General features: G+C 73.2%; 19 protein-coding genes. 4 read left to right on the top strand and 15 right to left on the bottom strand.

Annotated elements, in window-relative coordinates:
- The first annotated feature begins 479 nt into the window (after window positions 1–479).
- Entirely contained in the window at window positions 480–1,793 is a 1,314-nt protein-coding gene (locus ABT014_RS21695) for an alpha/beta fold hydrolase (protein WP_350640644.1), read from the top strand.
- 79 nt (window positions 1,794–1,872) lie between these two features.
- On the opposite strand, the gene ABT014_RS21690 is transcribed toward ABT014_RS21695, so the two are convergent.
- Window positions 1,873–3,237, bottom strand: a complete 1,365-nt coding sequence (locus tag ABT014_RS21690) for a DUF4192 domain-containing protein (protein WP_350640643.1) — start codon at window positions 3,235–3,237, stop codon at window positions 1,873–1,875.
- 210 nt (window positions 3,238–3,447) lie between these two features.
- On the opposite strand from ABT014_RS21690, the gene ABT014_RS21685 reads away from it, so the two are divergent.
- Window positions 3,448–5,643, top strand: a complete 2,196-nt coding sequence (locus ABT014_RS21685) for a RecQ family ATP-dependent DNA helicase (protein WP_502895056.1) — start codon at window positions 3,448–3,450, stop codon at window positions 5,641–5,643.
- 234 nt (window positions 5,644–5,877) lie between these two features.
- Window positions 5,878–6,624, top strand: coding sequence for a hypothetical protein (locus ABT014_RS21680; protein WP_350640642.1), 747 nt, complete (start codon window positions 5,878–5,880; stop codon window positions 6,622–6,624).
- A gap of 65 nt (window positions 6,625–6,689) precedes the next feature.
- Here the strand turns inward: ABT014_RS21680 and ABT014_RS21675 are convergent, their stop codons facing one another.
- The 3 genes from ABT014_RS21675 to ABT014_RS21665 form a co-directional block, all read right to left on the bottom strand.
- Window positions 6,690–7,172 carry a hypothetical protein gene (locus tag ABT014_RS21675; RefSeq protein ID WP_350640641.1) on the bottom strand — a complete coding sequence of 161 codons (483 nt, stop codon included), beginning with the start codon at window positions 7,170–7,172 and terminating at the stop codon, window positions 6,690–6,692.
- Window positions 7,173–7,460: 288 nt separating this feature from the next.
- Window positions 7,461–8,144, bottom strand: a complete 684-nt coding sequence (gene rnhB / locus ABT014_RS21670; RefSeq protein WP_350640640.1) for a ribonuclease HII — start codon at window positions 8,142–8,144, stop codon at window positions 7,461–7,463.
- Window positions 8,145–8,326: 182 nt separating this feature from the next.
- On the bottom strand, window positions 8,327–9,067 hold the full coding sequence (locus tag ABT014_RS21665) for a TetR/AcrR family transcriptional regulator (RefSeq protein ID WP_350640639.1): 741 nt from the start codon (window positions 9,065–9,067) through the stop codon (window positions 8,327–8,329).
- A 219-nt stretch (window positions 9,068–9,286) separates the two neighbouring features.
- On the opposite strand from ABT014_RS21665, the gene ABT014_RS21660 reads away from it, so the two are divergent.
- Window positions 9,287–10,834 carry an MFS transporter gene (locus tag ABT014_RS21660; protein ID WP_350640638.1) on the top strand — a complete coding sequence of 516 codons (1,548 nt, stop codon included), beginning with the start codon at window positions 9,287–9,289 and terminating at the stop codon, window positions 10,832–10,834.
- Window positions 10,835–11,087: 253 nt separating this feature from the next.
- On the opposite strand, the gene ABT014_RS21655 is transcribed toward ABT014_RS21660, so the two are convergent.
- The 11 genes from ABT014_RS21655 to ABT014_RS21605 form a co-directional block, all read right to left on the bottom strand.
- Window positions 11,088–12,626, bottom strand: coding sequence for a DUF4153 domain-containing protein (locus ABT014_RS21655; RefSeq protein WP_350640637.1), 1,539 nt, complete (start codon window positions 12,624–12,626; stop codon window positions 11,088–11,090).
- 511 nt (window positions 12,627–13,137) lie between these two features.
- Window positions 13,138–16,206 carry an Ig-like domain-containing protein gene (locus ABT014_RS21650; protein WP_350640636.1) on the bottom strand — a complete coding sequence of 1,023 codons (3,069 nt, stop codon included), beginning with the start codon at window positions 16,204–16,206 and terminating at the stop codon, window positions 13,138–13,140.
- A gap of 163 nt (window positions 16,207–16,369) precedes the next feature.
- Complete coding sequence (locus tag ABT014_RS21645) at window positions 16,370–17,323, bottom strand: carbohydrate ABC transporter permease (protein ID WP_350640635.1); 954 nt, start codon at window positions 17,321–17,323, stop codon at window positions 16,370–16,372.
- Window positions 17,320–18,336 (bottom strand): carbohydrate ABC transporter permease, encoded by a 1,017-nt coding sequence (locus ABT014_RS21640; RefSeq protein WP_350640634.1) that lies wholly within the window; start codon window positions 18,334–18,336, stop codon window positions 17,320–17,322. Before ABT014_RS21640 ends, ABT014_RS21645 begins: the two co-directional genes overlap by 4 nt.
- Window positions 18,337–18,406: 70 nt before the next feature.
- A complete protein-coding gene (locus ABT014_RS21635; RefSeq protein WP_350640633.1) occupies window positions 18,407–19,771 on the bottom strand; it encodes an ABC transporter substrate-binding protein in 1,365 nt (454 codons plus the stop codon).
- 259 nt (window positions 19,772–20,030) lie between these two features.
- Window positions 20,031–21,233 (bottom strand): cytochrome P450 family protein, encoded by a 1,203-nt coding sequence (locus ABT014_RS21630; protein ID WP_350640632.1) that lies wholly within the window; start codon window positions 21,231–21,233, stop codon window positions 20,031–20,033.
- A 65-nt stretch (window positions 21,234–21,298) separates the two neighbouring features.
- Window positions 21,299–22,546 carry a cytochrome P450 gene (locus ABT014_RS21625; protein WP_350640631.1) on the bottom strand — a complete coding sequence of 416 codons (1,248 nt, stop codon included), beginning with the start codon at window positions 22,544–22,546 and terminating at the stop codon, window positions 21,299–21,301.
- On the bottom strand, window positions 22,543–23,172 hold the full coding sequence (locus tag ABT014_RS21620) for a GTP-binding protein (protein ID WP_350640630.1): 630 nt from the start codon (window positions 23,170–23,172) through the stop codon (window positions 22,543–22,545). The genes ABT014_RS21625 and ABT014_RS21620 overlap by 4 nt, the downstream gene beginning before the upstream one ends.
- Window positions 23,153–23,521: a DUF742 domain-containing protein gene (locus tag ABT014_RS21615; protein ID WP_350640629.1), complete on the bottom strand. Its 369-nt coding sequence runs from the start codon at window positions 23,519–23,521 to the stop codon at window positions 23,153–23,155. Before ABT014_RS21615 ends, ABT014_RS21620 begins: the two co-directional genes overlap by 20 nt.
- Window positions 23,518–23,925, bottom strand: a complete 408-nt coding sequence (locus ABT014_RS21610; protein WP_350640628.1) for a roadblock/LC7 domain-containing protein — start codon at window positions 23,923–23,925, stop codon at window positions 23,518–23,520. Before ABT014_RS21610 ends, ABT014_RS21615 begins: the two co-directional genes overlap by 4 nt.
- The gene (locus ABT014_RS21605) at window positions 23,925–25,658 is read right to left on the bottom strand and encodes an ATP-binding protein (protein ID WP_350640627.1); all 1,734 of its coding nucleotides are present in this window, start codon (window positions 25,656–25,658) and stop codon (window positions 23,925–23,927) included. Before ABT014_RS21605 ends, ABT014_RS21610 begins: the two co-directional genes overlap by 1 nt.
- Window positions 25,659–25,684 lie beyond the last annotated feature (26 nt).

Genomic DNA, 25,684 nt, shown 5'->3' with positions numbered 1-25,684 from the left:
CGAAGGCGAGCCCGTCCGCTCACGATCGGTGGTGCTGCTGCGCCGCCCCCGCGGCCCGCCCGATCGGGCCAGGGCCGTCCCGGAGAGTACCGCCCCCGGTACTGCCCGTGCGGCCGAACCGGTCGCGGGGCAGCTCGGCCCGGAGCAGGGGCGATCGCCGGGTCGCGGTGGTCACCGCCGGTCGGCGCTCGGCCCCCGGGGATGTCCCGCAGGGTGAACGCACCGCACCTGCCCCAGGTCACGCCGGTCCGGCGCGCCCCGCCCCGGGCACCGGCCGCATTGCGGACCCCACCGGAGCACCGGCCGGCCCGCACCTCGCCCGTCGGCGGCGCCGCTCCGTGGTCGCGCCGAGGGGTGACCCGGCCGCGGCAGTTCGTGCGCGCCGCCAGGATACGGTGCGGGGGCAACGGCGAACGCATCGGAGACCCCGTCGGCGACTGCCGCGCTACGCCTGTGACCAGCACGGACCGAGGAGTTGCATGTCCACCACCAGCCGGCTGCCCGGAATCGTCACCACCGACCACGTGTTCCGCGTGCCGCTCGACCACGCGCGCCCCGAGGGGGAGCGGATCGAGGTGTACGCCCGCGAGGTGGTGGCCGCAGGACGCGAGGACGAGAACCTGCCGTGGCTGCTCTTCCTCCAGGGCGGCCCCGGCGGGAAGGCGGCGCGGCCACACGGCCGGGACGGCTGGCTGGGCCGGGCCCTGGACGGCTACCGGGTGCTCCTGCTCGACCAGCGCGGCACCGGACGCTCCACCCCGGCGAACCGCCAGACCCTGGCCCACCGGGGCGATGCCCGCGCGCAGGCGGACCACCTCGCGCACTTCCGCGCCGACTCGATCGTCCGGGACGCCGAACTGATCCGCCGTCTGCTGCTGGGCGAGGACCGCAGGTGGAGCGTGCTGGGACAGAGCTACGGCAGCTTCTGCATCCTGACGTACCTTTCGCTGGCACCCGAGGGGCTGACGGAGGCGTTCGTCACGGGCGGCCTGGCCGGCCTGCGCAGCTCCGCCGACGACGTCTACCGGGCCGCCTACCCGCGAGTGGCGGAGAAGAACACGGCGCACCACCGCCGGTACCCGCAGGACGTCGAGGCAGCCCGGCGGATCGCCGAGCACCTCCTCGCCCGCCCGGCGGTCCTGCCGGACGGCGGCACGCTCACCGTGCAGGCCTTCCAGGCGCTCGGCCTGCTGCTCGGCGGCGGCGCGGGCTCGCACAGCCTGCACTACCTGCTGGAGGAGGCCTGGGTGGAGGGCGCGGAGGGTGCGGAACTCTCCGACACCTTCCTGGCCGGGGTGCAGGCCCAGCTGTCCTTCGCCACCGGGCCGCTGTACGCGGTGCTGCACGAGTCGATCTACGGTCAGCGGTCGGTGGACGGCGGCGGCACCGGCTGGGCCGCGGAGCGCGTGCGCAAGGAGTTCCCGCAGTTCGACGCGGAGCAGGCGCTGGCCACGGGCTCCCCGGTGCTCTTCACCGGCGAGATGATCTACCCCTGGATGTTCGACACCGACCCCGCGCTGCGCCCGCTGCGCGAGACGGCGCAGCTGCTCGCCGAGCGCACCGACTGGCCCGACCTGTACGACCTGGACCGCCTGGCGGCCAACACCGTGCCGGTGTACGCGGCGGTGTACCACGACGACATGTACGTCGACACGGCCGACTCGCTGGCCACCGCACGGGCGGTGGCGAACGTGCGGACCTGGGTGACCAACGAGTGGGAGCACGACGGTCTGCGGGTCAGCGGCGGGGCCGTGCTCGACCGGCTGATCCGGATGGCACGAGGTGAGCTGTAGCAGCACGCTCCGGCTGGGCCGGGGCCCGGCGGCTGCGGGGTCGGGTTCGGACGGGCTCGGTGCGGGGCGGCGGCTCATCTCAGCTCCCTGACGGACGGTCCTTGCGGTCCTTGTGGTCCTTCGGTCGGCGCTGGCGGGGCAGCCGCAGCCGGCGGCGTCCCGGCTGCCCGGGTTCGGCCGGGCCTCCCCCGGCCGAAGCAGGGCCGCCTTCGGTCGGGCCCACCTCGGTGAGCCCGACCGGCTCCGGCGGCGCACCCTGCGGCCGGCCGGCCCGCTCTCGGCGGACGCTGTCCAGCAACCGCTCGGGCACCAGCCCACCGTTGATCGACTCATACAGCAGCTGGGCCAGGGTGTAGCCCGGATCGAGCTCCAGCGCGCGGGCCAGGACGACCCGGGCGGTGGCCGTGTCGCCGCCCAGCCAGGCCGTCCAGGCGAGCAGCGTCATCGGCGGCGGCGCCAGGTGTTCGAACGGCGGCACGCACCGCTGGACCAGGAAGCGCCACAGCCGCTGGGCGGCGACCAGTTCGTCCGGCTCGGTGTACTCGGCGGCGCGGTCGCGCCCGCGTCTGTCCTGCAGGCCGACCAGCAGGCGGGCGGTGCGCGCGGGATCGACCGACCGGGCGCCGGCTCGGAACTCGGCCACCGCCCCCGCCAGTAGTTCGGCCGTGCGCTCGACCGCCGCGTCCCGGCCGCCCGGCCCGGCCAGCTCCCGGATGAACGGCGCGCCCGCCTGCTCGATGACCTCGCGCAGGGTGTCCGCCTCCGGCGGACCGACCGGGTCTAGCGTGGCCGTGATCGCCTTGCGGCTGCCGCGCGGCGCGAGGCCTGCGAAGGTGGCGGCCGCCGACAACGGGCCCGGCCCGTGCCCGGTGCGGATCGGCGTGCCTCCCGGGTCGCAGCAGCCGTCCCCCGTGCACAGGAACGACCACCAGTGGCCGGCGGAGACGCAGAGCGACTCCTTGACCCCGACGTTCTCCCGTCGGAAGGCTTCGGCCAGGGCGGCGGCGAGCGGCCCGAGGTCGGCCAGCACACCGCGCCCGGACGGCACCCCCGGTGCGGGATCCCGGCAGAGGTAGAGCAGCACCTGCTCGGGCCGCTCGTCCCGGCGCTCGGACAGCTGGACCAGCAGCCGGGCCGCGTCCCCGGCCACCCTGGGCCAGGTGGCAGGATCGTCCGGGATGTCGATCCGGATCACCCCACCCTGGTGCAGGCCCTGCCCCTGCAGACCGACCGCCACGATGCTGTCGTCGGGGAAGAAGCCGAGCAGGTACGGGAGCAGCTCGGCCATGTCGGCCGGCCCGCGCATCCGGACCGGTGACCGGCCCGGGAGCGCGCCGGGGCGGAACCCCAGGGCCGCGCCGGCGCCGGTGCCGGTGCCGGCGCCGTGATCAGGGTCGGGATCCGAAGGCTGGCCAGGGTCCATCGCGGTGCGTTCGTCGTTCATGGCGGGAAGCCTTCCGCAGGTCAGCGCCCCTGCCGGAAACAGGTTTCTGCCTGTGGACAACTCGGGGGGTCCAGCATTTGGTCGCCCGATCGGGCGACCGGTTGTCCACAGGCCCGACCACCCGGGCCGCCGATCGGTCACACTGTCGCCCGGCCCCGCCCCACCTCACCCGTTCGTCGTTTGTCCCCGCCACACGGTATTGATGGAGCCATGGACGAGCCCACGCCGCACACCGCCGACACCCCTGACCGCACCGCCGTCCGGATGCGCGCCGAGGCGGTGCTGCGCGAGCTGGCGGGCCCCTCCGCCGTGCTGCGCGAGGACCAGTGGTCGGCCATCGAGGCGCTGGTGGTCGACGGCCGGCGGGCCCTGGTGGTCCAGCGCACCGGCTGGGGCAAGTCGGCGGTCTACTTCATCGCCACCGCCCTGCTACGGGCCCGCGGCGCCGGTCCGACCGTGATCGTCTCCCCCCTGCTGGCCCTGATGCGCAACCAGGTGGATTCGGCGGCCCGGGCCGGCATCCACGCCCGCACCATCAACTCCGCCAACCCCGAGGAGTGGGACGCGATCCAGGCCGAGGTCGCGGCCGGCGCCGTCGACGTGCTGCTGGTCAGCCCCGAGCGGCTGAACAACCCCGACTTCCGTGACCAAGTGCTCCCGAAGCTGGCCGCCTCGACCGGCCTGCTGGTGGTCGACGAGGCGCACTGCATCTCCGACTGGGGCCATGACTTCCGCCCCGACTACCGCCGCCTGCGCACCATGCTGGCGGAGCTGCCGCCCGGCGTCCCGGTGCTGGCCACCACCGCCACCGCCAACGCCCGGGTCACCGCCGACGTCGCCGAGCAGCTCGGCACCGGCGGCACCGACGAGCGGGCCCTGGTGCTGCGCGGCCCGCTGGACCGGGAGAGCCTGAGCCTGGCCGTGCTGGCGCTGCCCGATCCGGCCCACCGGCTGGCCTGGCTCGCCGACCACCTGGGCGACCTCCCCGGGTCCGGCATCATCTACACCCTCACGGTGGCCGCTGCCGAGGAGGTCACGGCCTTCCTGGCCGAGCGCGGCTTCCCGGTGGCCTCCTACTCCGGCCGGACGGAGGACGCCGACCGCCGCAGCGCCGAGGCCGACCTGCTGGCCAACCGGGTCAAGGCGCTGGTCGCCACCTCGGCGCTCGGCATGGGCTTCGACAAGCCCGACCTCGGGTTCGTGGTGCACCTCGGCTCGCCCGGGTCACCGATCGCCTACTACCAGCAGGTCGGCCGGGCCGGCCGCGGCGTCGACCGGGCCGAGGTGCTGCTGCTCCCCGGCCGGGAGGACGAGGCGATCTGGCGGTACTTCGCCTCGCTCGGCTTCCCGCCCGAGGAGCAGGTCCGGCGGACGCTGGACGCGCTCGCCGAGGCCGGCCGGCCGCTGTCCACCGCCGCGCTGGAGCCGCGGGTCGACCTGCGCCGGGCCCGCCTGGAGACCATGCTCAAGGTGCTGGACGTGGACGGCGCGGTGCGCCGGGTGCGCGGTGGCTGGAGCTCGACCGGGCAGCCTTGGGCCTACGACGCCGCGCGCTACGCCAAGGTGGCCGAGTCCCGCGAGAACGAGCAGCGCGCGATGCGCGAGTACGCGACCACCGGCGACTGCCGGATGGAGTTCCTGCGCCGCCAACTGGACGACCCGGATGCCGCCCCGTGCGGCCGCTGCGACAACTGTGCGGGCCCCCGGCACGGCGCCGAGGTCTCGGAGGCCGCCCTCGCAGCCGCCCGGGCCGCGCTCGGCCGCCCCGGCGTCTCGTTCGAGCCCCGCCGCCTGTGGCCGACCGGGATGGAGGCCATCGGGGTGGCGCTGAAGGGTCGGATCCCCGCCGGCGAGCAGGCCGAGACCGGCCGGGCGCTGGGCCGGCTCTCCGACATCGGCTGGGGCACCCGGCTGCGCGCACTGCTGGGTGACCAGGCACCGGACGGCCCGGTGCCCGGCGAGGTGCTGGACGCGATGGTCAGCGTGCTGGCCGACTGGGCCCGCGGGCCCGGCGGCTGGGCCGGCCCCACCGCGGCGGACGGGAGCCGGGTCGCGCGGCCCGTCGGAGTGGTGGCGATGCCGTCGGCGACCCGGCCCGCACTGATCGGGAGCCTCGCCGAGCGGCTCGCGACGGTCGGCCGGCTCCCCCTCCTCGGTCGGCTCGGGTACGCCACCGGGCAGCCCCCGCACGGCCCGCGCAACAACAGCGCGCAGCGGCTGCACTCGCTCGCCGGCACCCTGGTGGCGCCGCCGGAGCTCCTCGAAGCCCTCGCGCAGAACCGCGGGCCGGTGCTGCTGGTCGACGACCTGGTGGACTCCGGCTGGACGGTCACGGTGGCGGCCCGGCTGCTGCGCCGGGCCGGGGCCGAAGCGGTGCTCCCGCTCGTCCTCGCCGTCCAGGCCTGAGCCTCCCGCCAGGAGCGGCGGGGCGCCGACCGGGCCCCCGTCGCTCGAATGGCGCTAGCCGCGCGGTGGAATATATCCGGCAGAACACCGACTTTCGGGCGCCGTTTGTCATTTCATCGTTGCCGCTCGACCCGGTCTGACCCGAGAATTGGACCGTATCCATCGCCCGGTCCGCGGACCAGGCCCTCGGCGTACGCCCGCACCAGCGCGCCTGCGGGCCCGGGAAGGAGGATCGTGATCAACGGTATCGACCGAGGTCAGACCCCCTGCGACGGCGCGCGGACGATCGATCTGGCGAGCTGGGCCGGGTCGGGTGTCCCCCTCCTCGGAGCACCGCGCGAGTTCGTCGCCGAACTGCACCAACGGCACCTCCCCCAGCCGGGCACCAACGTGCTCGCCGTCCTCGACCGGCAGCAGCGGGTGATCGCCTCCGCCTCCTTCACCGGCCGACCGCACGCCACCGACGGATGGCACCACCGCAACGCCATCCTCGCCGAGCTGCGCCGGATCATCCCGCACGACCTGCGCCTGCCCGCACCGATCCGCACCGCGGTGCTGCTGCACTGCCGCGAGGGCGGGCCGGACTGGACCGAGCAGGACGGGCCCTGGATGTGGGCGCTGCGGGACGCGTCGGCCCTGCACGGCCTGCGCTGCGGCGCGTACCTGACCCTGACCCCGGCCGGCTGGCACTCCGTCGGCGACGGGCGCAGCGGACGCGACCCGCACTCGGGTTCATGGGCCGAGGATCCGGCCACCATCGTCACCGAGCTGTCGTCGCGGGCGGCCAGGGAGGCCGAGCCGGACGAGTGGCCGCTGCCGGTCACCGTGGTCCAGGCCACGGCCGAGCAGGCGGGAGCGGGACGGCTCGCCCGGATCGGCCAGGTGAGCCGGCTCGCACCCAGCCGCCAGCTGGGACTGCTGTCGCCGGCCGGCCCGCTCTCCCCGCTGGACCGGTCGGCTCGGCGCTCCGCGGCCGGCTGAACCCGCCGGCGGGCAGGGCGCGGCCGCCCCCGGACGCCGTGTCCGGGGGCGGTGGGGAGTCGTCGTCAGGCCGGGACGGGCCGACCCTGCGCGGCCAGGACGGCGGTGGCCGCGGCGGCGTCGCCGCACACCACCAGCAGCGCCACCGCGTGGCCGAGCGCCTTGCGGGTCGCCCGCTCGGTGCGGGCCGTGTCGGTGTCGTTGCCGACCAGGACCACGACCTCGCGCCGCAGCGGCCGGGTCGCAGCGGCGTCGGCGTAGAAGACGTCACCGCCCTCGGTCAGCTGCGCCCAGTAGCCGGCCTCGCCGAACGACTGCTCGTGCCGTTGCCACGGATGCGGTTGACCGACCGTCAGGACCAGGATGTCGCCGGGGTCGCGCCCTTCCTCCAGCAGCGCGTCGACGGCCTCGTCGGCCCGCTCCAGCGCCTGCCGAGGACCGGCCGGGACCAGCTGGACGATCGGCAGGGCGGTCTCGGCAGGCCGCGGAGCGCGGCTCGGCTTCGGGATCTTGGCGCTCGGGGCCGGCGGACCGGGCCTCGGCGGCACCGGGCGCGGCGGCCCGGGGCGGGGTGCGGGGGGCGGCCCGGGTACGAGTACGGCGGGCTGGCGGGGGGCGGATGCGTCCGGCTTACGGGGGAAGGGAACGCCGGGGCCCGGGATACTGTCGTGAATCTCCGGCTCCTCGGGGAAGACTGGCATACCCGGATATCTATCAAATGCCGGTCGGATGCGCACAGGCGCCCCACGAGTTGGACACCGTCGGCCGGCGCCCGGGACACCACGGGGCAAGCTGATCAGGCGTCACCGCAGGTCCGCTCCGGACCGCCGGGAGGCTCAGAAGCCGAGCGCCAGTTGCTCGTCCTGCGGCTCCGCCGCGCGTCCGCGCTTGAGGTGCCGCCACCGCGGCATCGCGTCCAGGTACGCCCAGGAGAGCCGGTGGTGCGAGGTGGGCCCGTACTCCTCCAGCGCGGCGCGGTGCACCGGGGACGGGTAGCCGGCGTTGTCCTCGAAGGCGAAAGCGGGCAGGTCGGAGCCCAGCTCGGCCATCAGACCGTCCCGCTGCACCTTCGCCAACACCGAGGCGGCCGAGACGCAGACGCAGGACTGGTCACCCTTGATCACGGTCCGGACCCGCCAAGGTCCGCCGAGGTAGTCGTGCTTGCCGTCGAGGATGATCGCGTCCGGCTCGACCGGCAGCGCCTCCAGCGCGCGGACCGCGGCCAGCCGCAGCGCGGCCGTCATGCCGAGGTCGTCGCACTCCTGGGGCGAGGCTTGACCGATGGCCGAGGCGACGACCCAGTCGGCGAGCACCGGGGCGAGCGCCGTCCGGCGCTTCTCGGTGAGCAGCTTGGAATCGGTCAGGCCCTCCGGCGGCCGGCGCAGGCCGGTCACCGCGGCGCCGACCGTGACCGGACCCGCCCAGGCACCGCGCCCGACCTCGTCGAGGCCCACCACGAGGCGGGCGCCGGCCCGGCGCAGCGAGCGCTCCACCGAATGGGTCGGGGGGTCGTAAGGCATGGGATCGGTCCGTTCGGCTCTGGTCTGGCAGCTCCCAGCCTACGGCCTCCCGCAGCGCGCCCCGACGGCCTGCCGCCGGGCTCCCCGGCGCAGGCCCTTCCGGACGGCCCGGGCGCCCCGGCGGCTCGGCGGCTCGGCGGCTCGGCGGCTCGGCACCGAATCAGCACCGAGCCAGGACCGGGTCATGGTCGGATCATCGGGAGCAGCACCTGCTCGGCGAGGTCGGTGCAGAAGGTGCCGTCCAGCGGGCCCTCGCAGACCTTGGCGCGGTACAGCAGCATCGCCGGAGCCACGTCGGCGACGAGGGCGGTGGCCGCGCCCGGCCGGACGTCGCCGCGCCGCTCGCCGCGCCGCAGGATGGCCAGGATCGCCCCGGTGACCGGCTCGATCACCCGCGCCAGCACGAAGCCCTTGAAGGGGACGGCCTGTTCGTGGTCCAGCTCGGCCATCAGGGCCCGCATCGCCGTGCCGGCCCGGGAGTTCATCACCTCGCCGAGCTGCGCCATGAGCTGCACCAATTCACTGCGCACCGACCCGAGGTCAGGGATGTCCGTAGGCAGTGGGAGAGTTGAGCCCAGGGCGTCCACGACCAGATCGGCCTTGGAGGCCCAGCGCCGGTACAGCGCGGCCTTGCCGGTCTGTGCGGCGCCGGCCACCCCCTCCATCGTCATCCTCGCGAACCCACCGGAGGTGAGCTGATCGAGGGCCGCGTCGAAGATCGCCACCTCCAGGGCCCGGCCGCGCCTGCGCGCGGCGGCGGGGGCCACCCGGTCCGACTCCACCGGGCCCTCCAGCACGACCGCCGGGCCCTCGGCCGCACCTCCGGGCCCCTCGACCGCGACCGCGAGGCCCTCGACCACGACCGGCCGGGGGGCGGCCGCCGCAAGGCCGTCCGACGGCTGCCTCAGCGCCGACTGATTCATCGTCACCAACCTTAAAGAACGCTTGCGTTCACAATAGCCGATCCGCTATCGTCCGCGATAGTGAACGGAACCGTTCACTGAAGCGGTGCGGGGTGCCCAGCACCACCGGGCCCAGCGCCATCAAGCCCAGCGCCGTCGAACCGAGCACCAGTGCCGAACATCGGCGCAAGCACCGGCCGAGTACCAACCGAACAGCAGCTGCCACCAGGGGGAACAGCCATGGCTCTATCGGAGACACTCAGCACGTCCACACCACCGGGGGCCGGCCGCAGGTCGGGCAAGGGCATCACCTTGACGGTCATCGCGGCCACCCAGCTGATGGTCGTCCTGGACGCCACCATCGTGAACATCGCACTGCCGCACATCAAGATGGCCCTGGGATTCTCGGACACCAGCCTGTCCTGGGTGATCAACGCCTACACGCTGGCCTTCGGCGGGCTGCTGCTGCTCGGCGGCCGGATCGGCGACATCCTCGGCCGGCGCCGGGTCTTCGTCGTCGGCGTGCTGGTGTTCGGCCTCGCCTCGCTGATCGGCGGGTTCGCGCAGGACGCCGGCATGCTGCTGGCCGCACGGACCCTCCAGGGCATCGGCGGGGCGATCTGTTCGCCCACCGCGTTCGCCCTGATCGCCACCAACTTCCAGGAGGGCCCGGAACGCAACCGGGCCTTCGGGGTGTTCTCGGCGGTGGCCGGATCCGGCGCGGCGATCGGCCTGCTGGCCGGCGGCGCGCTCACCGAGTACCTCGACTGGCGCTGGGTGTTCTTCGTGAACGTCCCGATCGCCATCCTGATCGCGGTCGCGGCGCCGCGGTACATCAACGAGTCGGACCGCCAGGAGGGCCGCTTCGACGTGCCCGGCGCGCTGGCCTCGACGCTCGGTCTGGTCGCCGTGGTCTACGGCTTCATCCGGGCTGCCTCCGAGGGCTGGACCAACTCCCTGGCGCTGGCCTCCTTCGCGGTCGGCCTGCTGCTGCTGGCCGCCTTCGTGGTGATCGAGCGGCGGACGGCGCAGCCGATCACCCCGCTCCAGCTGTTCAGCAACCGCAACCGCACCGGCGGCCTGATCATGATGCTGTGCCTGGCCGCGGCCATGTTCGGCATCTTCTTCTACATCACGATCTTCGTTCAGACCGTGATCGGCTACAGCCCGCTCAAGGCCGGCGTGGCCTTCCTGCCGATCAGCGTCGCGATCATCATCGCGGCCCAGATCGCCTCGGCCTTCCAGGCCAAGTACGGACCGAAGCTGTTCATGGCGGGCGGCGCGGTCCTGGTGGCCGTCGGACTGACCTGGCTGACCCAGCTGAAGTCCGACAGCGGCTACGCCTCCGGGGTGCTCGGCCCGACGGTCGTCTTCGGCTTCGGCATGGGCCTGATCTTCGTCCCGGTCATGCTGCTCGCGGTGGCCGGCGTCTCCGACCACGAGACCGGTGCGGCCTCCGGCCTGCTCAACTCCACCCAGCAGATCGGTGGCGCGCTCGGCCTGTCGATCCTCACCACGGTGTTCAGTTCCGCCGCCAAGGACGAGGGCAAGGCCCAGGCGCCGGACTTCATGGCCCACGCCAACCCCGACCAGCTCGCGGCGTTCCAGGCCAAGGGTGAGTTCCCGGTCGGCAGCCACTGGTACAGCGAGGTGCTGGCGCACGGCATCGGCCAAGCGTTCATCGTCGGTGCCGCGCTCGCCGTGGTCGCGCTGCTCGCGGCGGTCTTCGTGGTCAAGGCCAAGGCGAGCGACCTGCCCGCCGAAGGTCCGGCCGGGATGGCCATCTGAGGCCCGGCCGTCAGCACCCGGTCCCACCACTGCGGAGCGCGGGGCCGGCGGCGGACGTGCCCCCCGGCACGCCCATCGTCGGTCCCGCGCTCCGGGCGGCACCATGTTCCACGCAGCCGGCGGCCCGAACGATCCCTCGGCCGGGCACAATTCCTCGACCGAGGTCGGCCGCCGTCCGACCTCGACCCCGCGCCGTCCGGGCCACCGCGCCCACGCCCACCGCGACCGCAACAGAGTCCGAACGGCTCACGGCTCAGGGGTAGTAGTCGAGGTTCCGCACGCCCGACCGCCGGCAGGCGGAGCCCCCGTCCTCGCCCACCGGCCGCTTCCGGAGGATGTCGGCGGCATCCGCCTCGGCCAGGCTGGTCGCGTACCAGGGCGTGTCCGTGGCCAGGTCGGAGGCGATCTGCTGCAGGGCGCAGGTGCGGAGGTCGCCGGGAAGGCGGTCGAGGGCGGGCACCGCGTCGGCCGACAGGCCGCGCAGGTATTCGACGTCGATCGTCCTGGTCCGCTCGTAGCGGGCGACGTTCTGCTCGGCGATCAGCGCGTCCGGCCCGATCAGGCCGAGTACGGTGGTGCCGATGACCGCGCTCAGCACCACCGCCCGGGGCAGCCAGCGCGCCGAGCCGGCCAGCACCGCGACGATGATCAGCACGAACACCACCCCGAGCCAGAGCTCGGTGGCCGCGACCGAGATCCTCAGCCGGGTCAGCCCGAAGGCGTCCACGTAGAGGCGCATCCGGTACATCGCGGAGGCCACCACGGCAACCGTGAGGGCGCAGAGCAGGCTCAGCATCGCCCGCACCATCAGCCGGTCACCGGCCGTCGCCCGCGGAGCCCAGCGGCTGGCGAGCACCACCACGACCATGGTCAGCAGGATGACCCAGAGCAGCTGCCAAAAGCCCTCCCGCGCGAACTGGGCGGGAATCACGCCGGGCTTGGTCCGCACGGCCTCCCAACCGTTGCCGAACACCGCCACCGCCTGCACGGTCACGAACACGCCGAACAGCAGGATCAGCGCGGTCATCGGAAGCGCCCACTCCACCCGGGTACGGGCCTTACCGGCGGCGACCGGCAGACGGTCCCAGCGGCGCGGCGCGGCGGCGGTGTGCGCGGCACCGAGCGCCACCAGGGCGCCCAGGATGAACAGCAAGGTCCGCAAGGGCAGTTCTTCGGTGTCCACACTGGGCGTCAGGTCGCCGAGCAGGTCGGCCACCGTCTTGTCCGCGCTCGCGAACAGCGCGCCGAAGACGATCAGCAGGCCGATCGTGACGGCCATCGCCTTCAGCACCGGGACCACCCGGTTGCGGGCCGGCAGGTTCCTGCCCCGCAGCCCGCCGGCCGCCCAGGGCACCGAGGTCATCAGGTGCGCCCACAGCCCCACCGGACCCAGCAGCACACCGGTCCAGCGGGTGCCACCGTGCAGGGCCAGGGAGCCGACACCGAAGGCCGCGAAGATCGCCAGGGCGATCGGCCAGCCGGCGGCGCTGACCGCCGGCACCACCAGCAGGCCGAGCGCGCCGGCGGCCCAGACCACCGTCCAGGGCCGGATCCTGCGGCCCGCGGCACGCGCCGCGAGGGCGGCCCCGATGCTCGCCACCAGTGCGCAGAGCAACAGGTTGACGCCCACGCCCGCGCCCAGCAGCACGGCCGCGGCCAGACCCGCACCGACACCGGCGAGCGCCACCCACGGGCCGGGCGCCGCGGGTTCGACCGGCTGGGTCGCCTTCAGCCAGGCCGGCGGTGGAGCCTGCGGGTAGGGCGAGCGGTACGGGTTGAACTGCTGCGGCACCGGCGGAGGTCCGGCCTTCGGCCCGAGCCCACCGGGACCACCGGGGCCGCCGAGCCCGCCGGGAGCACCAGCACCACCGAGGCCCCCAGCGGCGTCAGGTCTACTGCCGCCCACACTCCCGCCCCCCGGCGCACCGCCCGCTCCTGGCGCCGCGGCTGCCACGGACGGCGCGGAGGGGGCGGCCGGCGCGGCCGGCACAGGCGGTTCGGACGGCGTGGGCGGTTCGGACGGAGTGGACATGCATCCCCCTCGGAGTGACCGGGCACGACGGATCCCGGTCCGGGGTCGCGTGCAGACGCTGGCGACTCTAGGCCCGCGACGATCATTCTGAACAGGTTCAAAACCCCGAGGGGGCGCCTGTGTCGCAGAGTTGTGACACAAACGCCCCCTCGGGGCTCCGCCGGACCGCCGAACGACGGCCCGACCCAGGCCCGACCCAGGCCCGACCCGGACCCGACCCGGGCCCGGCTCACGCCCGACCCGGGTCGAACTCAGGCCCGACCCAACCGGATCAGTACGACCCGTACAGCGAGTAGGCGAGCGAGTCCTTCACCGCCGGTCCGAAGTCGGTCGGCCAGGTGCCGAAGGCCACCCCGCCCGCGCTGTAGGCGCCCTGCCCGGCCGTCCCGCCGCTGTAGTTCATGTTGTTGACCGAGCTGCTGCTCCCGTTGCTGTTGTAGACCAGCCAGTAGGTGGTGTTGGCCGCCAGGGTGACGTTCACCGGCACCGAGTTCCAGACGTTCGCCGTCAGGGTGCTGCTGGAGGTGGAGGTGACCAGGGTGCCGGGCGAGCCCGCGTTGTCGGTGTAGACCGCCAGCTGGTACTGGTTGTTGGGCGCCGCGCTCACCGAGCCGACGTGCACGCTCAGCGAGGTCAGCGGCACCGCCGCAGCACCGGTCGTGATCTTGCTGCCGTTCATGTGGTTGGAGTCGGTGTCGTCGATCAGGGTGCCGACCGCCGTGTTGCCGATGGTCTTCGGCGGGGCGCCCCCGGTGGTGAACGCCACCGTGGACGGGGCGGCCAGCGTGTTGCCGGCCATGTCCTTGACCCCCTGCACGGTGGCCGTGTAGCCGGTCGTCAGCGCCAGCGCCGCGGCCGGCGTGAACACCGCGCCGTTGGTGGCCGAGTCGTAGCTGACGGTGCCGCTCACCGGCGTGCCGCCGGTGGTGGTCCTCAGCGTCACCGTGGAGGTGCTCACCGTCCCGGAGTTCAGCGGCTCGCTGAAGTTGAACCGGACCGCCGTGGAGGGCGCCACCCCGTTCGCGCCGGCGACCGGGGAGGTCCCGGTGACGGTCGGCGCCGTGGTGTCCTGCCCGTAGGTCGCGGTGTACGAGCCGACCGTGCCGTCGAAGAAGGCGTACGCGACGCCCTTGATGGTCTCGATCCGGTAGGTGAGCGCCTGCCCCTGGCGGCTGACGCCGGTCAGGGTGCCCGCCGCGGAGGTGACCGGCACCATCGCGCGCAGCCCGTTGGCCCCGCCGGTGATGTCGAAGGTGAGCTTGTTGGCGCTCCACGCCATCTTGCTGAAGGCCGAACCGTTGCGCCCGTCCAGCCAGGTGAGCATCTGCCGCCCCGACACCACCGGCGCGCCCTTGGCCTTGGCCGCGGTGATGACCGCGTCCGAGGCGGCGGAGGCCGCGAAGTCGGTGTGGATGTTGGCGGTCAGCGCCGCGTAGTAGCCCTTGCTGCCGTAGGCCGCGTCCAGCAGGGTGTTGACCGTCGAGGGGTAGGACTGCCCCGACTCGTCGGTCAGCTGGGTGGTGGCCTGGTACTCGTCGATCACGCTGCCGTCGGTGTCCGCGAACTTCATGATCTGCGCGGTGCCGTTGAAGTAGCCGGCCCGGTCCTTGGTGAAGGAGGCCGGGTAGAAGTAGTAGTCCTCGTCCAGCCGGATCCCGTTGGCCAGCTTGGTCTTGGCCTGGGTCGCCCAGTCGTCCCACTCGACGCAGTGGGTGCGGCTGCTGGCGGGCATCGGCAGCGTCGAGTACTTGGCCTTCCAGGCGCTCAGCTGCGAGGCGTAGATGGACTGCAGGTTGGCGGCGGTGCCCCAGGGCTTGCAGTCCGTGGTGACGTGGACGCCGACCTCGAAGCCCTCGTCGGAGTAGGCCTGGGCCTGCGCCGGGGTCATCGGGTCGTCGGTGTAGATGTACGAGGAGCCGCGCACGCACTCCCAGTTGGCCACCACGCAGCCGGGCGGGCTCTGCGCGATGTAGCCGTCCCAGCGGCCGACGGTGCCGCCGATGCCGTGGTCGTCACCGCTCATCACCACGACGGCCTTGACGTCCCGGGGGAAGTACCAGAACCGCGGCAGCGGCTTCTTGGCCAGGTCCATGGTGGTGATCAGGTTGGCGAGCAGGCGCTGCTGCTCGTCGGCGATCGGGATCAGCGCCTTGTCGAGGTTGTTCCAGTCCGGCTGGCCGCCGGTGCCGTAGAACATCTCGCTGGCCTCGTAGCCGTCGGTGGAGTCGCGCTGCTGGCCGGCCCAGGCGATGTTGCCCTGCCGGGTCTGCACCACGGACTTCGCCAGGTCGAAGGTGAACGCGGCGGCCCGGCCGGTGCCCACGGTGCGCAGGGTGACGGCGGGGTTGGCGGTGGCCGTGTTGGCGTCGCTGTAGAGCGTCGCCACGGCGGTGGCGCCGTTCAGCGTGTAGCGGTCGGCGGCGCCGTGGAAGCCCATGGTGTCGGCGGTCAGGCCGGCGCCGGGGGCGGCCGAGGTGTCGATCTTGAGGTAGGAGTCGGCGAGCGTGTCGGGCGTCGCGCTCAGGCCCAGCAGCGGTGCGAGCTGCTTGTCGGGCCGCATCGCGATCAGCCGGCCGCCGCCGTTGGTCCAGGTGGTGAACATGGTCACCTGGGCCGGCGTCAGCGCGCTCTCCCCGAGCAGCACCACGTCGTAGGAGGCGAGGGTGGCGGCGGAGACCCCGGAGAGGTCGCTCACCTTGTAGTAGTTCAGGCCCTCGGCCTTGAGGATCTCGGTGTAGTACCGGGTGTACGGGTTGGCCGGGTTGCTGACCAGCAGGATCGGCCCCTCCGCCCCCGGGCCCGCGCCTGGCGGGGTGACGGTACCGGCGTCCGGCGTGTAGGTCGCGTACATCGAGAAGCTGACGTTGTCCGTCGAGACCGTCCCGAAGTCGGCCGGCCAGGTGCCGTAGGCGGTGCCGCCGACGCTGTACCCGCTGGTGCCGCCCGAGGCGTACTTGAGGTTGTTGACCGCCGCGGAGCTGCCGTTGCTGTTGTAGGCCAGCCAGTACGGGGTGTTGGGAGCGAGGGTCGCCGTGAGGGCGAGGGTGTTCCAGCTGTTGGCGGTGAGCGTACCGGCGGCGCTGCTGGCGACCAGCGAGCCCGGCTTGCCGGAGGCGTCGGTGTACAGGCCCACCTGGTACTGGTTGTTGGGCGCCGCGTCGACCGTGCCGACGTAGACGCTGATGCTGCTGACCGCTCCGCCGCTCGAACCGGTGACATACCGCGAGGTATTCAGGTGGTTGGAGTCACCGGAGTCGACGGCGGTGCCGACCGTGGTGGTGCCGAGCGTTGCCGTGCCGGCCGCCTGGGCCGGGACCGCGACCACCGCCGCGGCTGCCATCAGGGCCACCACCAGGCCCGACACACGTTTCCTGAACCTCACACAAGCCCCCAGATCGGATAACCACACCTGCGGCGACATCGCCGCTACCGGTGTACCGGGTGGGGGCGGGGCGTGTCCTCGAAATCACCACATTCCTGGGACAGGTCAACCCGAAAACCGGTCAGCCCTTGACGGAACCGGCCAACAAGCCCCGCACGAAGTAGCGTTGCAGCGCGAAGAAGACCAGCAGCGGGACGATCAGGGACAGGAACGCGCCGGCCGTCAGCAGCTCCCAGCGCCCGCCGAAGGAGCCCGAGAGCTGGGCCAGCCGGGCGGTCATCGGCGCGACGTCCGCCGAGCCGCCGGCGAAGGTGAGCGCCACCAGCAGGTCGTTCCAGACCCAGAGGAACTGGAAGATCGCGAACGAGGCCAGCGCCGGGGTGCAGAGCGGCAGCACGATCGACCGGAAGATCTTGAAGTGCGAGGCCCCGTCGACCACCGCCGCCTCCATCAGGTCCCGCGGCAGCTGGGAGATGAAGTTGTGCAGCAGGAAGGTGGCCAGCGGCAGCGCGAACATCGTGTGCGCGATCCAGACCGGCGCGTACGTCCCGCTCAGGTCCACGGCCGGGACGATGGTGATCCCGCCCAGGTGCGCACCTCCGGAGAACAGCTGGAGCAGCGGGATCAGCGCCATCTGCAGCGGGACCACCTGCAGGGCGAAGATCACGAAGAACACCGTGTCGCTGCCCTTGAAGCGCACCCAGGCCAGTGCGTACGCGGCCATCGCCGCCAGCACCAGCGGGAAGAGGGTGGCCGGCAGGCTGATCGCCAGCGAGTTCACCAGGTACGGCATCAGGCCGCCGCTGACGCTGAACCCGCCCTCGAACAGCACCGTGTGGTAGTTGGAGAGGGTCAGGTCGGGGTGGACGAACACCTCCCACCAGCCGCTCTGCGCGACGTCCTGCTTGGGCCGCAGCGAGGTGACCAGCAGCCCGAAGGTCGGGACGGTCCACAGCACCGTCACCGCGATCACCAGCAGCGAGGCGAGCGGGCTGCTGAACGAGCGGCGGACCGCCCGGACGCCGGTGGCCTCGGCCTTCGCCCCCGTGGTGCGGCCAAGCGCGGTGTCGCTCATCGGGTCGCACGCTCCTTGCGCAGTTGGACGATGTTGTACGCCACCAGCGGCAGCACCGCCACGAAGAGGATCACCGCGAGAGCGCTGCCCCGGCCGACGTTGAACTGCACGAACGACTGCGAGTACATCTCGTTGGCGAGCACCTGGGTGCCGAAGTTGCCGCCGGTCATGGTGCGGACGATGTCGAAGGCCTTCAACGTGGTGATCATGACCGTGGTCAGCACCACGACCAGCGTGGTGCGGATCATCGGCACGGTGACGAACCAGAACAGCCGCACCCCGCCCGCGCCGTCCAGCCGGGCCGCCTCGGTGATCTCGTCCGGGATCGCCTTGATCGCGGCGGACAGCACCACCATGGCGAAGCCGGTCTGCACCCAGACCATCACCACCATGAGCAGGAAGTTGTTGAGCGGCTGGGAGAGGATCCAGTTCGGCGGGTGCTCCCAGCCCAGGCTGACCGCCAGCTGGCTGAGCAGGCCGATCTGGGGCTGGGCGGCGTCCCTGGCCTCGTAGACGAACTTCCAGATGATGCCGGCGCCGACCAGCGAGACCGCCATCGGCATGAAGATCAGCGACTTGTAGACCGCCTGCCCCTTCATCCGGTCGACCAGCAGCGCGAGCAGCAGGCCGAGCCCGGTGGCCGCCAGCGGGGCGATCACCAGCCAGAGCAGGGTGTTGAGCAGCACGTGGTGGATCGAGTCGGTGGTCAGCGCCCAGCCGAAGTTCTTCCCGCCGAGGAAGCGGGTGGAGTCGTCGTTGCGCAGGCTGAGGAAGACGGTGCGCACCAGCGGCACCACCAGGCCGACGATCAGCAGCAGGGCGGCCGGCCCGAGCATCACCGCGACGGTGAGCGGCCGGGAGATCCGCCCGCTCGCCCGGCCCGCCGCCAGGAACACCACCAGCAGGATGCCGAGGAAGCCGGCGATGGCGCCGAAGCTGTTGCCGAGCTTGACCGTCGCGTCCGTCCACGCCGAATCGGCCAGCCGGGCCGCGGCGAGCGAGGCCGTGGGCATACGGGGTCCTTCCAGGTGGAGATGGGGGGCAGCGCGGGTGGGTGGGCCCGCGCTGCCCGGCGGCGGTCGGCTACTGCGGCCAGGCCGCGTCGATGTCGCCCGCCACCTTCGGGATGGCCTGCCCCTCGGCGAACCAGGCGGTGAGCGCGGTCCACTCCGCGCCCGCGCCGACCGCGGCCGGCATCAGGTCGGAGCCGTCGAACCGGAAGGTCGCGGCCGGGTCGGTCAGCGCGTCCGCCGAGAGCCGGTCGATCGGGTCGGTGTAGAGGCTCTTGTCCACGCCCTGGTTGGCGGAGACCCAGCCCTGGGAGACCTTCACCCGGCTGCTCGCCCACTCGGCGCTGGACAGGTAGTTCTGCACCGCCTGCACCTCGGGCCGCGACGCGAAGGCGGTCACGAACTCGCCGCCGCCCTCGACCGGGTTGGACACCGAGGCGTTCACGGCCGGGAGGTGGAAGGCGAAGATGTCACCGTCCGGCCCGATGTTCGTGCCCTGCGGCCACTGCGCCCGGTAGAACGAGGCCTGCTGGAGCATCCAGCACTTGTTGCTGAGGATCGGCGTGCCGGCGTCCTGGAAGGTCGTGGTGGCGATCGACTTCACGTCGCCGATGCCGCCGTTGACCCAGGCGGGGTTCTGCATCCAGCCGGCCACCGTCTGCATCGCGGTGGTGATCTTCGGGTCGGCGAACTTCACCTGGTGGTTGACCCACTGGTCGTACACCTCGCCGCCGTAGCTGCCGAGGACGACCTCCTCCAGCCAGTCGGTGGCCGGCCAGCCGGTCGCGGTGCCGGAGCCGATGCCGCCGCACCAGGGCTTGCCGCCGCCGGCCTTGGCGATCTTGTCGCTGAGCGCCATCAGGTCGGACCAGGTCTTCGGCGCCTCGTAGCCGGCCTGCTTGAACGCCTTCGGCGAGTACCAGACCAGCGACTTCATGTTGGCACTCATCGGCGCGGCGTAGAAGGTGCCGTTCACCGAGCCGTAGGTCTTCCAGACCGGGTTCCACTTGTCCTCGTTGGCCACGGTCTGCGCCGGCGGCTTGGCAACCTTGCCGGTCTTCACCATCTGGGCGAGCAGGCCGGGCTGCGGCACGATCGCGAAGTCCGGGGCGTTGCCGCCTGCCACGCGGACCGGGAGCTGGGCCTCGAAGTCCGGGGAGCCCTCGTAGACGATCTTGATTCCCGTACAGGAACTGAACTCGGACCAGGACTTCTCCAGCGAGTCCGATTCCGGGCTGCGGATCGAGGCGAACATCGTCACCTTGGTGCCGGCGTGGCCCGCGTACGCCTGGTACTTCGCACAGTCACCGGCCAGCGGCGAGGCACTGCCGCCGTCGGCCGAGCCGGAGCCGCCCGAACTGTTCGAGCAGGCAGCCACAAGTACCAAGGAGAGTACGGCCGGTGCGGCCAGCAGGCGGCGCCGATGCGACCTGGTCATCGGCATCCCTCGGTCGCGGTCGAAGTGGTGGTCAATGGAGTCCTCCTTGCCTGGGCATGGGCATGCCAGCGGTAAGACAGAACAAGAACAACACTGCGCTGAACCGGAGATTGTCTACCCAGCGATTGCTGGCTTGAAGACGTTAACTCAAGGGTCATTCCGCGCCAAGGTGTGCGTTCGACCTTCACCGGGAGGTGCCTCAGTCGTAACACGGCTGTGCTGGAGGGCCGCCCTCCAGCACGGCCGGCGGAGGAGCCGCTCAGAGCCGGACCGGCAGCTCCCGCAGGCTGTTGACCACCATCGACGGGCTCGGCCGCAGCTCCTCGTCACCGACCGCCAGCGCCAGGTCCGGGAACCGCTCGAACAGCGCCGGCAGCGCCACCCCCGCCTCCAGCCGCGCCAGCGGCGAACCCGGGCAGACGTGCGGGCCGTGGCCGAAGGACAGGTGCCGGATCGGGTCCCGGGTGAGGTCGAACACCTCCGCGGTGACGCCGTGCCGGTCCGGGTCCCGGCCGATCGCGTTGTACGAGATCAGCACCGGGTCGCCCTGCGGGATCAGCGCGTCGCCGACCTTGATGTCCTCGCTGGCGAAGCGGAACAGGAAGTTGCTGGTCGGCGGGGTCCAGCGGAGCGACTCCTCGACCACCGCGGCCCACCCCACCGCCCCGGAGCGGACCAACGCCAGCTGCTCGGGGTGGGTCAGCAGGGCCCGCACTGCGTTGCTGATCAGGTTGACGGTGGTCTCGTGCCCGGCCGCGATGATCACGCGCACGGTGGCCGCCGCCTCGGCGTCGGTGAGCGCCCCGCCCTCCACGTCGGCCGCCAGCAGCGCGCTGGTCAGGTCGTCCCCCGGGTCGGCCCGCCGGGCGGCCACCAGGTCCGAGACGAAGACGTTCAGCGCGGCGATGGTCGCCGGGACGTCGGCCGGCTTGGTGGTGCTGCTGAAGAACCGCTCGTACAGCTCGCGGATGTAGGCGTGGTCGCGCTCCGGCACGCCCAGCAGCCAGCCGATCACCGACATCGGCAGCGGGAAGGCGAAGACCGTCTTCAGGTCGACCACCGGCCCGGCCGCGGCCAGGTCGTCCAGCAGCCGGGCGGTGATCTCCTCGATCTTCGGCCGCATCAGCTCCACCCGGCGCGGGGTGAAGGCCTGCGACACGATCGCCCGCAGCCGCCGGTGCTTGGCCCCGTCCGTGGTGACCATGGACGGGCCGGGCACCGCCAGCCCGATCAGCGGCCAGGTCTTCGGCACCTCGCCGCGCTGGTACGCCGCCCAGTGCGCGGCGTCCTTGACCAGCCGCTGGTCGGTCAGCAGCTCCCGGGCCTCCGCGTGCCGGGTCACGGCCCAGCCGCGCACCCCGCCGAGCAGCTCCACCGGCACCACCGCGCCGGCCGCCCGCAGCAGGGCGCCCTCGGCCACGTTGTCGCCGGCCAGCGGGTCCATCACGATCGGCGCGGTCATCCGCTCACTCTCTTTCACTCGAAAACTCGGTCACCACCGAACGGCCACAGGCGGCCGCCCCGCCCTCACTCCGTCACGTAGCCAGGCGTGAACGCCACCGGCAGCGCCACCAGCGCCCGCACCCAGGCCGAGGGCCGCCACACCAGCGCGCTCTCGGCCACCGCGAGCCGCAGGTCCGGCAGCCGGTCGAGCAGCACCTCGATCGCCGTGGTGGCGATCACCTCGGCCGCCTCGGCGGCCGCGTGCGGGCAGCCGTGGTCGCCGTAGGAGAAGCTCAGGTAGGCCCGGTTGCCCTCGGCCGGGCGCCCGCCGTCGGGCCGCACCGCCGGGTCCGTGTTGGCCCCCGCGAAGCCGAGCAGCACCATGTCGCCCTTGCTGATCTTCTGTCCGCCGAGCTGGGTGTCCCTGGTCGCCCACCGGCCGGCGAAGATCTGGGTCGGGGTGTCCTCCCAGAGCGCCTCGCCCAGCGCCTGGCCGATCGAGCGCCGCCCGCCCGACAGCGAGGCCGCGAACCGGTCGTCGGTCAGCATCAGCCGCAGCGCGTTGGAGATCCAGTACGCGGTGGTCTGGTGACCGGCGATCAGCAGCACCCGCAGATCGCGCATGATCTCGTCGTCGGTCAGCGCCGCCTCGTGCGCCACCAGCACCGAGGCCATGTCCGCCGCCGGCCGCTCGCGCCGCTCCTGCACCAGCTGGAGCATCACGGCCAGCAGGTCCACGGCGCCGGCCTGCGCGCCCGGGCCGCCGTCGACCATCGCGACCAGGGCGCGGATCAGCCGGGGCGTCTCCTCCTCGCCGAGGCCGAACATCCGGCACAGCGCGAGCAGCGGCACCTGGTGCGCGTACTCGGCGACCAGGTCCGCCTCGCCCCGGCCGGAGAACTCGTCGATCAGCCGGTCGGCGATCTCCTCGCAGTACTTCTTCAGCTCGTACGGGTCCACCGAGGCCAGCGCCTCGTCCACGGCCGCCCGGCGGCGCTGGTGCTCGGCGCCCTCCGCGTACATCACCGAGGGGGCCGAGGTCATCATCGGGCGCAGCGGCCAGTCCTGCGGGATGGAGTCCCACAGCCGCCAGCGGTCGGCGTCGCGGCCGAACACCTTCGACTGGCTGGTCACCAGCTGGAGTTCGCGGTAGCCGATCACCAGCCAGGCCGGCACCCCGCCGGCCAGCTCGACCGGGGCGACCGGGCCGTGCGTGGCGCGGAGCTCCTGGTACACCTGCGCCGGGTCGGTCTGGAACCGCGGCCCGTACAGCGGGGCGGCGCCGGCGTGGGCCGGGCAGCCGGGCGGCGGGGTGGGCGCGGGCTCGGTCACGGGGTCTCCTCCACAGCGGCGATCTGGGCTTCGGCCAGCCGGTGCAGGTGCTGGAGCAGCTCGATCAGCACCTGCTTGCTGGACTCCCGGTCACGGGCGTCGCAGTCGACCAGCGGGACGTGCTCCGGCAGGTCGAGCGCGGCCCGCACCTCGTCCAGGGTGTGGGCCGGCCCGTCGAAGTTGTTCCGGGCCACCACGAAGGGCGTCCCGTGCTGCTCCAGCCGGTCGATCGCGTACCAGGACTCCTCCAGCCGGCGGGTGTCGACCAGCACCACCGCGCCGAGCGAGCCGGAGAACAGCCGGTCCCAGAGGAACCAGAACCGCTCCTGGCCGGGCGCGCCGAACAGGTAGAGCACGTGCTCGGCGTTGAGCGTGATCCGGCCGAAGTCGAAGGCCACCGTGGTGGCCCGCTTGTCCCGGACCGCGGACAGGTCGTCGATGCCCTCGCCCGCCCGGGTCATGGTCTCCTCGGTGTTCAGCGGGCGGATCTCGCTCACCGAACCGACCAGGGTGGTCTTGCCGACCCCGAACCCGCCGACCACCACGATCTTCAGCGCGTTGGTGGTGGTGCTGCTCAGCGGCACCCGGTCGGGGAGGACCGCGGTGTCAGAGCTGTCGGAGACCATGGAGCACCTGCTTCAGCGTGTCGAGATCGGGCAAGCGGGCCTTGGTCGGGGCGAACCGGGGGTGGCGGGCCGTGATGGTGCCGGCCTCCAGCAGGTCGCCGAGCAGGATCCGCACCACGCTGACCGGCAGGCCGAGGTCGGCGGCCACCTCCACCACGGCGGTGGGGTTCTCGCACAGCTCCAGGATCCGGGCGTGCTCGGACTGCATGCCCGGCGCCGGCTCCCGCTCCGTGACGATCAGGGTGACCAGGTCGAAGGCGTGCTCCGGCGGGCGGCTGCGCCCCTTGGTCACGGTGTAGAGCCGGTCGGGATCCTCGTCCCGTCCCGGCAGGTTCCGGGGGGCGCTCACACCCCGGCCTCGATCTCGCGCGGCGGGGCGCTCAGGTAGGCCCCGATCTGCTCGATGAGCCCGTGCATGTTGTGCCCGACCACGCCCACGTCGGCGTCGTCCTCCGTCACCACGGCCAGGTGCGCGCCCTCGCCGGCCGCCACGATGCACAGAATGCCGCCGTGGAACTCGGTCATCGACTGCCGGACGCCGCCGGAGCCGTCGCCGAACTCGATCGAGGCGCCGTGCGCCAGGCTCTGCATCCCGGAGGCGATCGCGGCGAGCTGGTCCGCCTGGTCGGTGCCGAGTCCGACCGTGTGACAGAGCTTCAGCCCGTCCGCGGAGAGCACCAGGGCGTGCCGCGCCCCGGGGGTGCTGCTCAGCAGGTTCTCCAACAGCCAGTCGAGATCACGGTCGGTGCTCATCAGGAATCGTCCTTCGGGAGAGCGTCGTGGGATTCGTCCGGCCCTTGCTGCAGGGCCTTCCGGAAGGCGCCGAACCGGGCCGCCGAGAGAGCTGCGGCACCGGGCCGTACGGGCTGCGCCGGTGGAGCGGGCGCGATGGTCTGGGAGGCGGTGGCACCGGCCAGGGTCTGGCCGCGGCGGCGCTGGGGCAGGCCGCCGGACGCGGGCGCGGGCGCCGGAGCGGCCGGCGCCTGCGGAGCGACCGGGGCGGCCGGTGCGGGGGCTGCGGGCTGGGCCCGCAGCGGCTCGGAACGCTGCACATCGGGGCGCTGCAGCTCCGGGCGCTGGGCGCCGGCCCGCAGCGGCTCGGCCCGCCGGCCCTCCGCGGCCGGACGGGTCTCGGTGGTGCCCCGGTCCGGGGACTGGCCCGCCGTCAGCGCCTTGGCCAGCGCCGGGCTCGGGTGGGTGACCAGCTGCTCGGGGATCAGCACCACCACACCGGTGCCGCCGCGCGCGGACGGCCGGAAGGAGATCGACAGCCCGTGCTTGCGGGCCAGCGAGCCGACCACCGCGAGGCCCAGCCGGGTGCCGGCGGACAGCGCGGTGAGGTCCAGCGGCTCGCCGGAGACGGCCTGTTCGGCCCGGCGCAGCCAGCTGCCGCCGAGGCCGAGCCCGCCGTCCTCGACGGTGATCACCAGACCGGAGTGGACCTCCTCGACGTACACATGCACCTCGGCCGGAGGCGCCGAGAAGTTGGCGGCGTTGTCCAGGAGTTCGGCGAGCGTGTGCATCACGCCCTCGGCCGCGAAGCCGGCCACCGCCGCGGTGGAGGCGGAGTGCAGCCGGACCCGCTGGTAGGCGCCGATCCGGCCGAGGGCGCCGCGCAGGATCGACTCGACGCCGATCGGCTTGGTCCAGCGCCGGCCCGAACGGGCGCCGGTGAGCACCGCGATGCTGTCGGCCATCCGTCCGACCTGCGCGGTGGAGTGGTCCAGGCTGAGCAGGTCGCCGAGCACGTCGTCGCCGTGCCGGTGCTGCATCTCGCGCAGTTCGGCGTGCATCGAGGTGGCCAGTGCCTGCACCCGGCCGGCGGCCGTGGCGCACACCGCGAGGGCGGCGGCGCGCTGCCGCTCGCCCCGGCCGATCTCCTCGGCGACCGTGCGCAGCAGGCCGTCGTGGGCGCTCTGCGGGCGGCCGGACAGCACGGTGTTGACGGCGGCGCCGGCCCGGAGCCGGCCGATCACCTCGGGGAGCACCTCGGCGGACAGCCGGTCCAGTTCGGCGCGGTCCGCCGCGGCGGACCCGACCTCCGTGCGCAGCTCGGTGACGGTGCTCTCGGCCTCGGCGAGCGCGGCGCGGGCGGTGCGCAGGTCGGCCCGGTCGCGTTCGCCGCCTGCCTGGGACTCGGCGAGGGCGGCGCGCAGTGCGGCGGCGACGTTGTGGCCCGCGGTGACGTCGGCGTGCAGCTGGGCCACCGTGCCCTGGGTGGCGGCCAGCTCGCGGCGGGCCAGGGTCAGCTCGGCCTCGGCCCGGTGGGCGCGGCCGGCCAGCCGGGCGGCGACGACCACCAGGCCGCACCAGGCCAGCAGGACGCCGCCGGCCACCGCCGCCACCACGGTGCGGTGCCCTTCGGCGGCGGCCACCGCACCGGCGGCGGCGACCGCACCGAGCAGCACCGCGGCGGCCGCCCACAGTGCCGAGCCGATGTCCCGGCCTTGGTACGCCGCGCGTGCGGGGCGCGTGCGAGCTTTCATCTATCTGATCCTCGGTGCAGGCGTCA

It is taken from the genome of Kitasatospora sp. NPDC094015 (genome assembly GCF_040304075.1).
GTDB lineage: Bacteria > Actinomycetota > Actinomycetes > Streptomycetales > Streptomycetaceae > Kitasatospora.
The sequence above is the reverse complement of the archived record's forward strand: the minus strand, read 5'-3'. Positions and strand labels throughout refer to the sequence as shown.

What these genes read in the sequence shown, in the direction of transcription:
- ABT014_RS21605 (WP_350640627.1), bottom strand. Translation starts at nt 25,658, where the DNA reads ATGAAAGCTCGCACGCGCCCCGCACGCGCGGCGTACCAAGGCCGGGAC.
- ABT014_RS21645 (WP_350640635.1), bottom strand. Translation starts at nt 17,323, where the DNA reads ATGAGCGACACCGCGCTTGGCCGCACCACGGGGGCGAAGGCCGAGGCC.
- ABT014_RS21620 (WP_350640630.1), bottom strand. Translation starts at nt 23,172, where the DNA reads ATGGTCTCCGACAGCTCTGACACCGCGGTCCTCCCCGACCGGGTGCCG.
- ABT014_RS21635 (WP_350640633.1), bottom strand. Translation starts at nt 19,771, where the DNA reads ATGACCAGGTCGCATCGGCGCCGCCTGCTGGCCGCACCGGCCGTACTC.
- ABT014_RS21650 (WP_350640636.1), bottom strand. Translation starts at nt 16,206, where the DNA reads ATGGCAGCCGCGGCGGTGGTCGCGGTCCCGGCCCAGGCGGCCGGCACG.
- ABT014_RS21685 (WP_502895056.1), top strand. Translation starts at nt 3,448, where the DNA reads ATGGACGAGCCCACGCCGCACACCGCCGACACCCCTGACCGCACCGCC.
- rnhB (WP_350640640.1), bottom strand. Translation starts at nt 8,144, where the DNA reads ATGCCTTACGACCCCCCGACCCATTCGGTGGAGCGCTCGCTGCGCCGG.
- ABT014_RS21665 (WP_350640639.1), bottom strand. Translation starts at nt 9,067, where the DNA reads ATGAATCAGTCGGCGCTGAGGCAGCCGTCGGACGGCCTTGCGGCGGCC.
- ABT014_RS21690 (WP_350640643.1), bottom strand. Translation starts at nt 3,237, where the DNA reads ATGAACGACGAACGCACCGCGATGGACCCTGGCCAGCCTTCGGATCCC.
- ABT014_RS21630 (WP_350640632.1), bottom strand. Translation starts at nt 21,233, where the DNA reads ATGACCGCGCCGATCGTGATGGACCCGCTGGCCGGCGACAACGTGGCC.
- ABT014_RS21640 (WP_350640634.1), bottom strand. Translation starts at nt 18,336, where the DNA reads ATGCCCACGGCCTCGCTCGCCGCGGCCCGGCTGGCCGATTCGGCGTGG.
- ABT014_RS21660 (WP_350640638.1), top strand. Translation starts at nt 9,287, where the DNA reads ATGGCTCTATCGGAGACACTCAGCACGTCCACACCACCGGGGGCCGGC.
- ABT014_RS21695 (WP_350640644.1), top strand. Translation starts at nt 480, where the DNA reads ATGTCCACCACCAGCCGGCTGCCCGGAATCGTCACCACCGACCACGTG.
- ABT014_RS21610 (WP_350640628.1), bottom strand. Translation starts at nt 23,925, where the DNA reads ATGAGCACCGACCGTGATCTCGACTGGCTGTTGGAGAACCTGCTGAGC.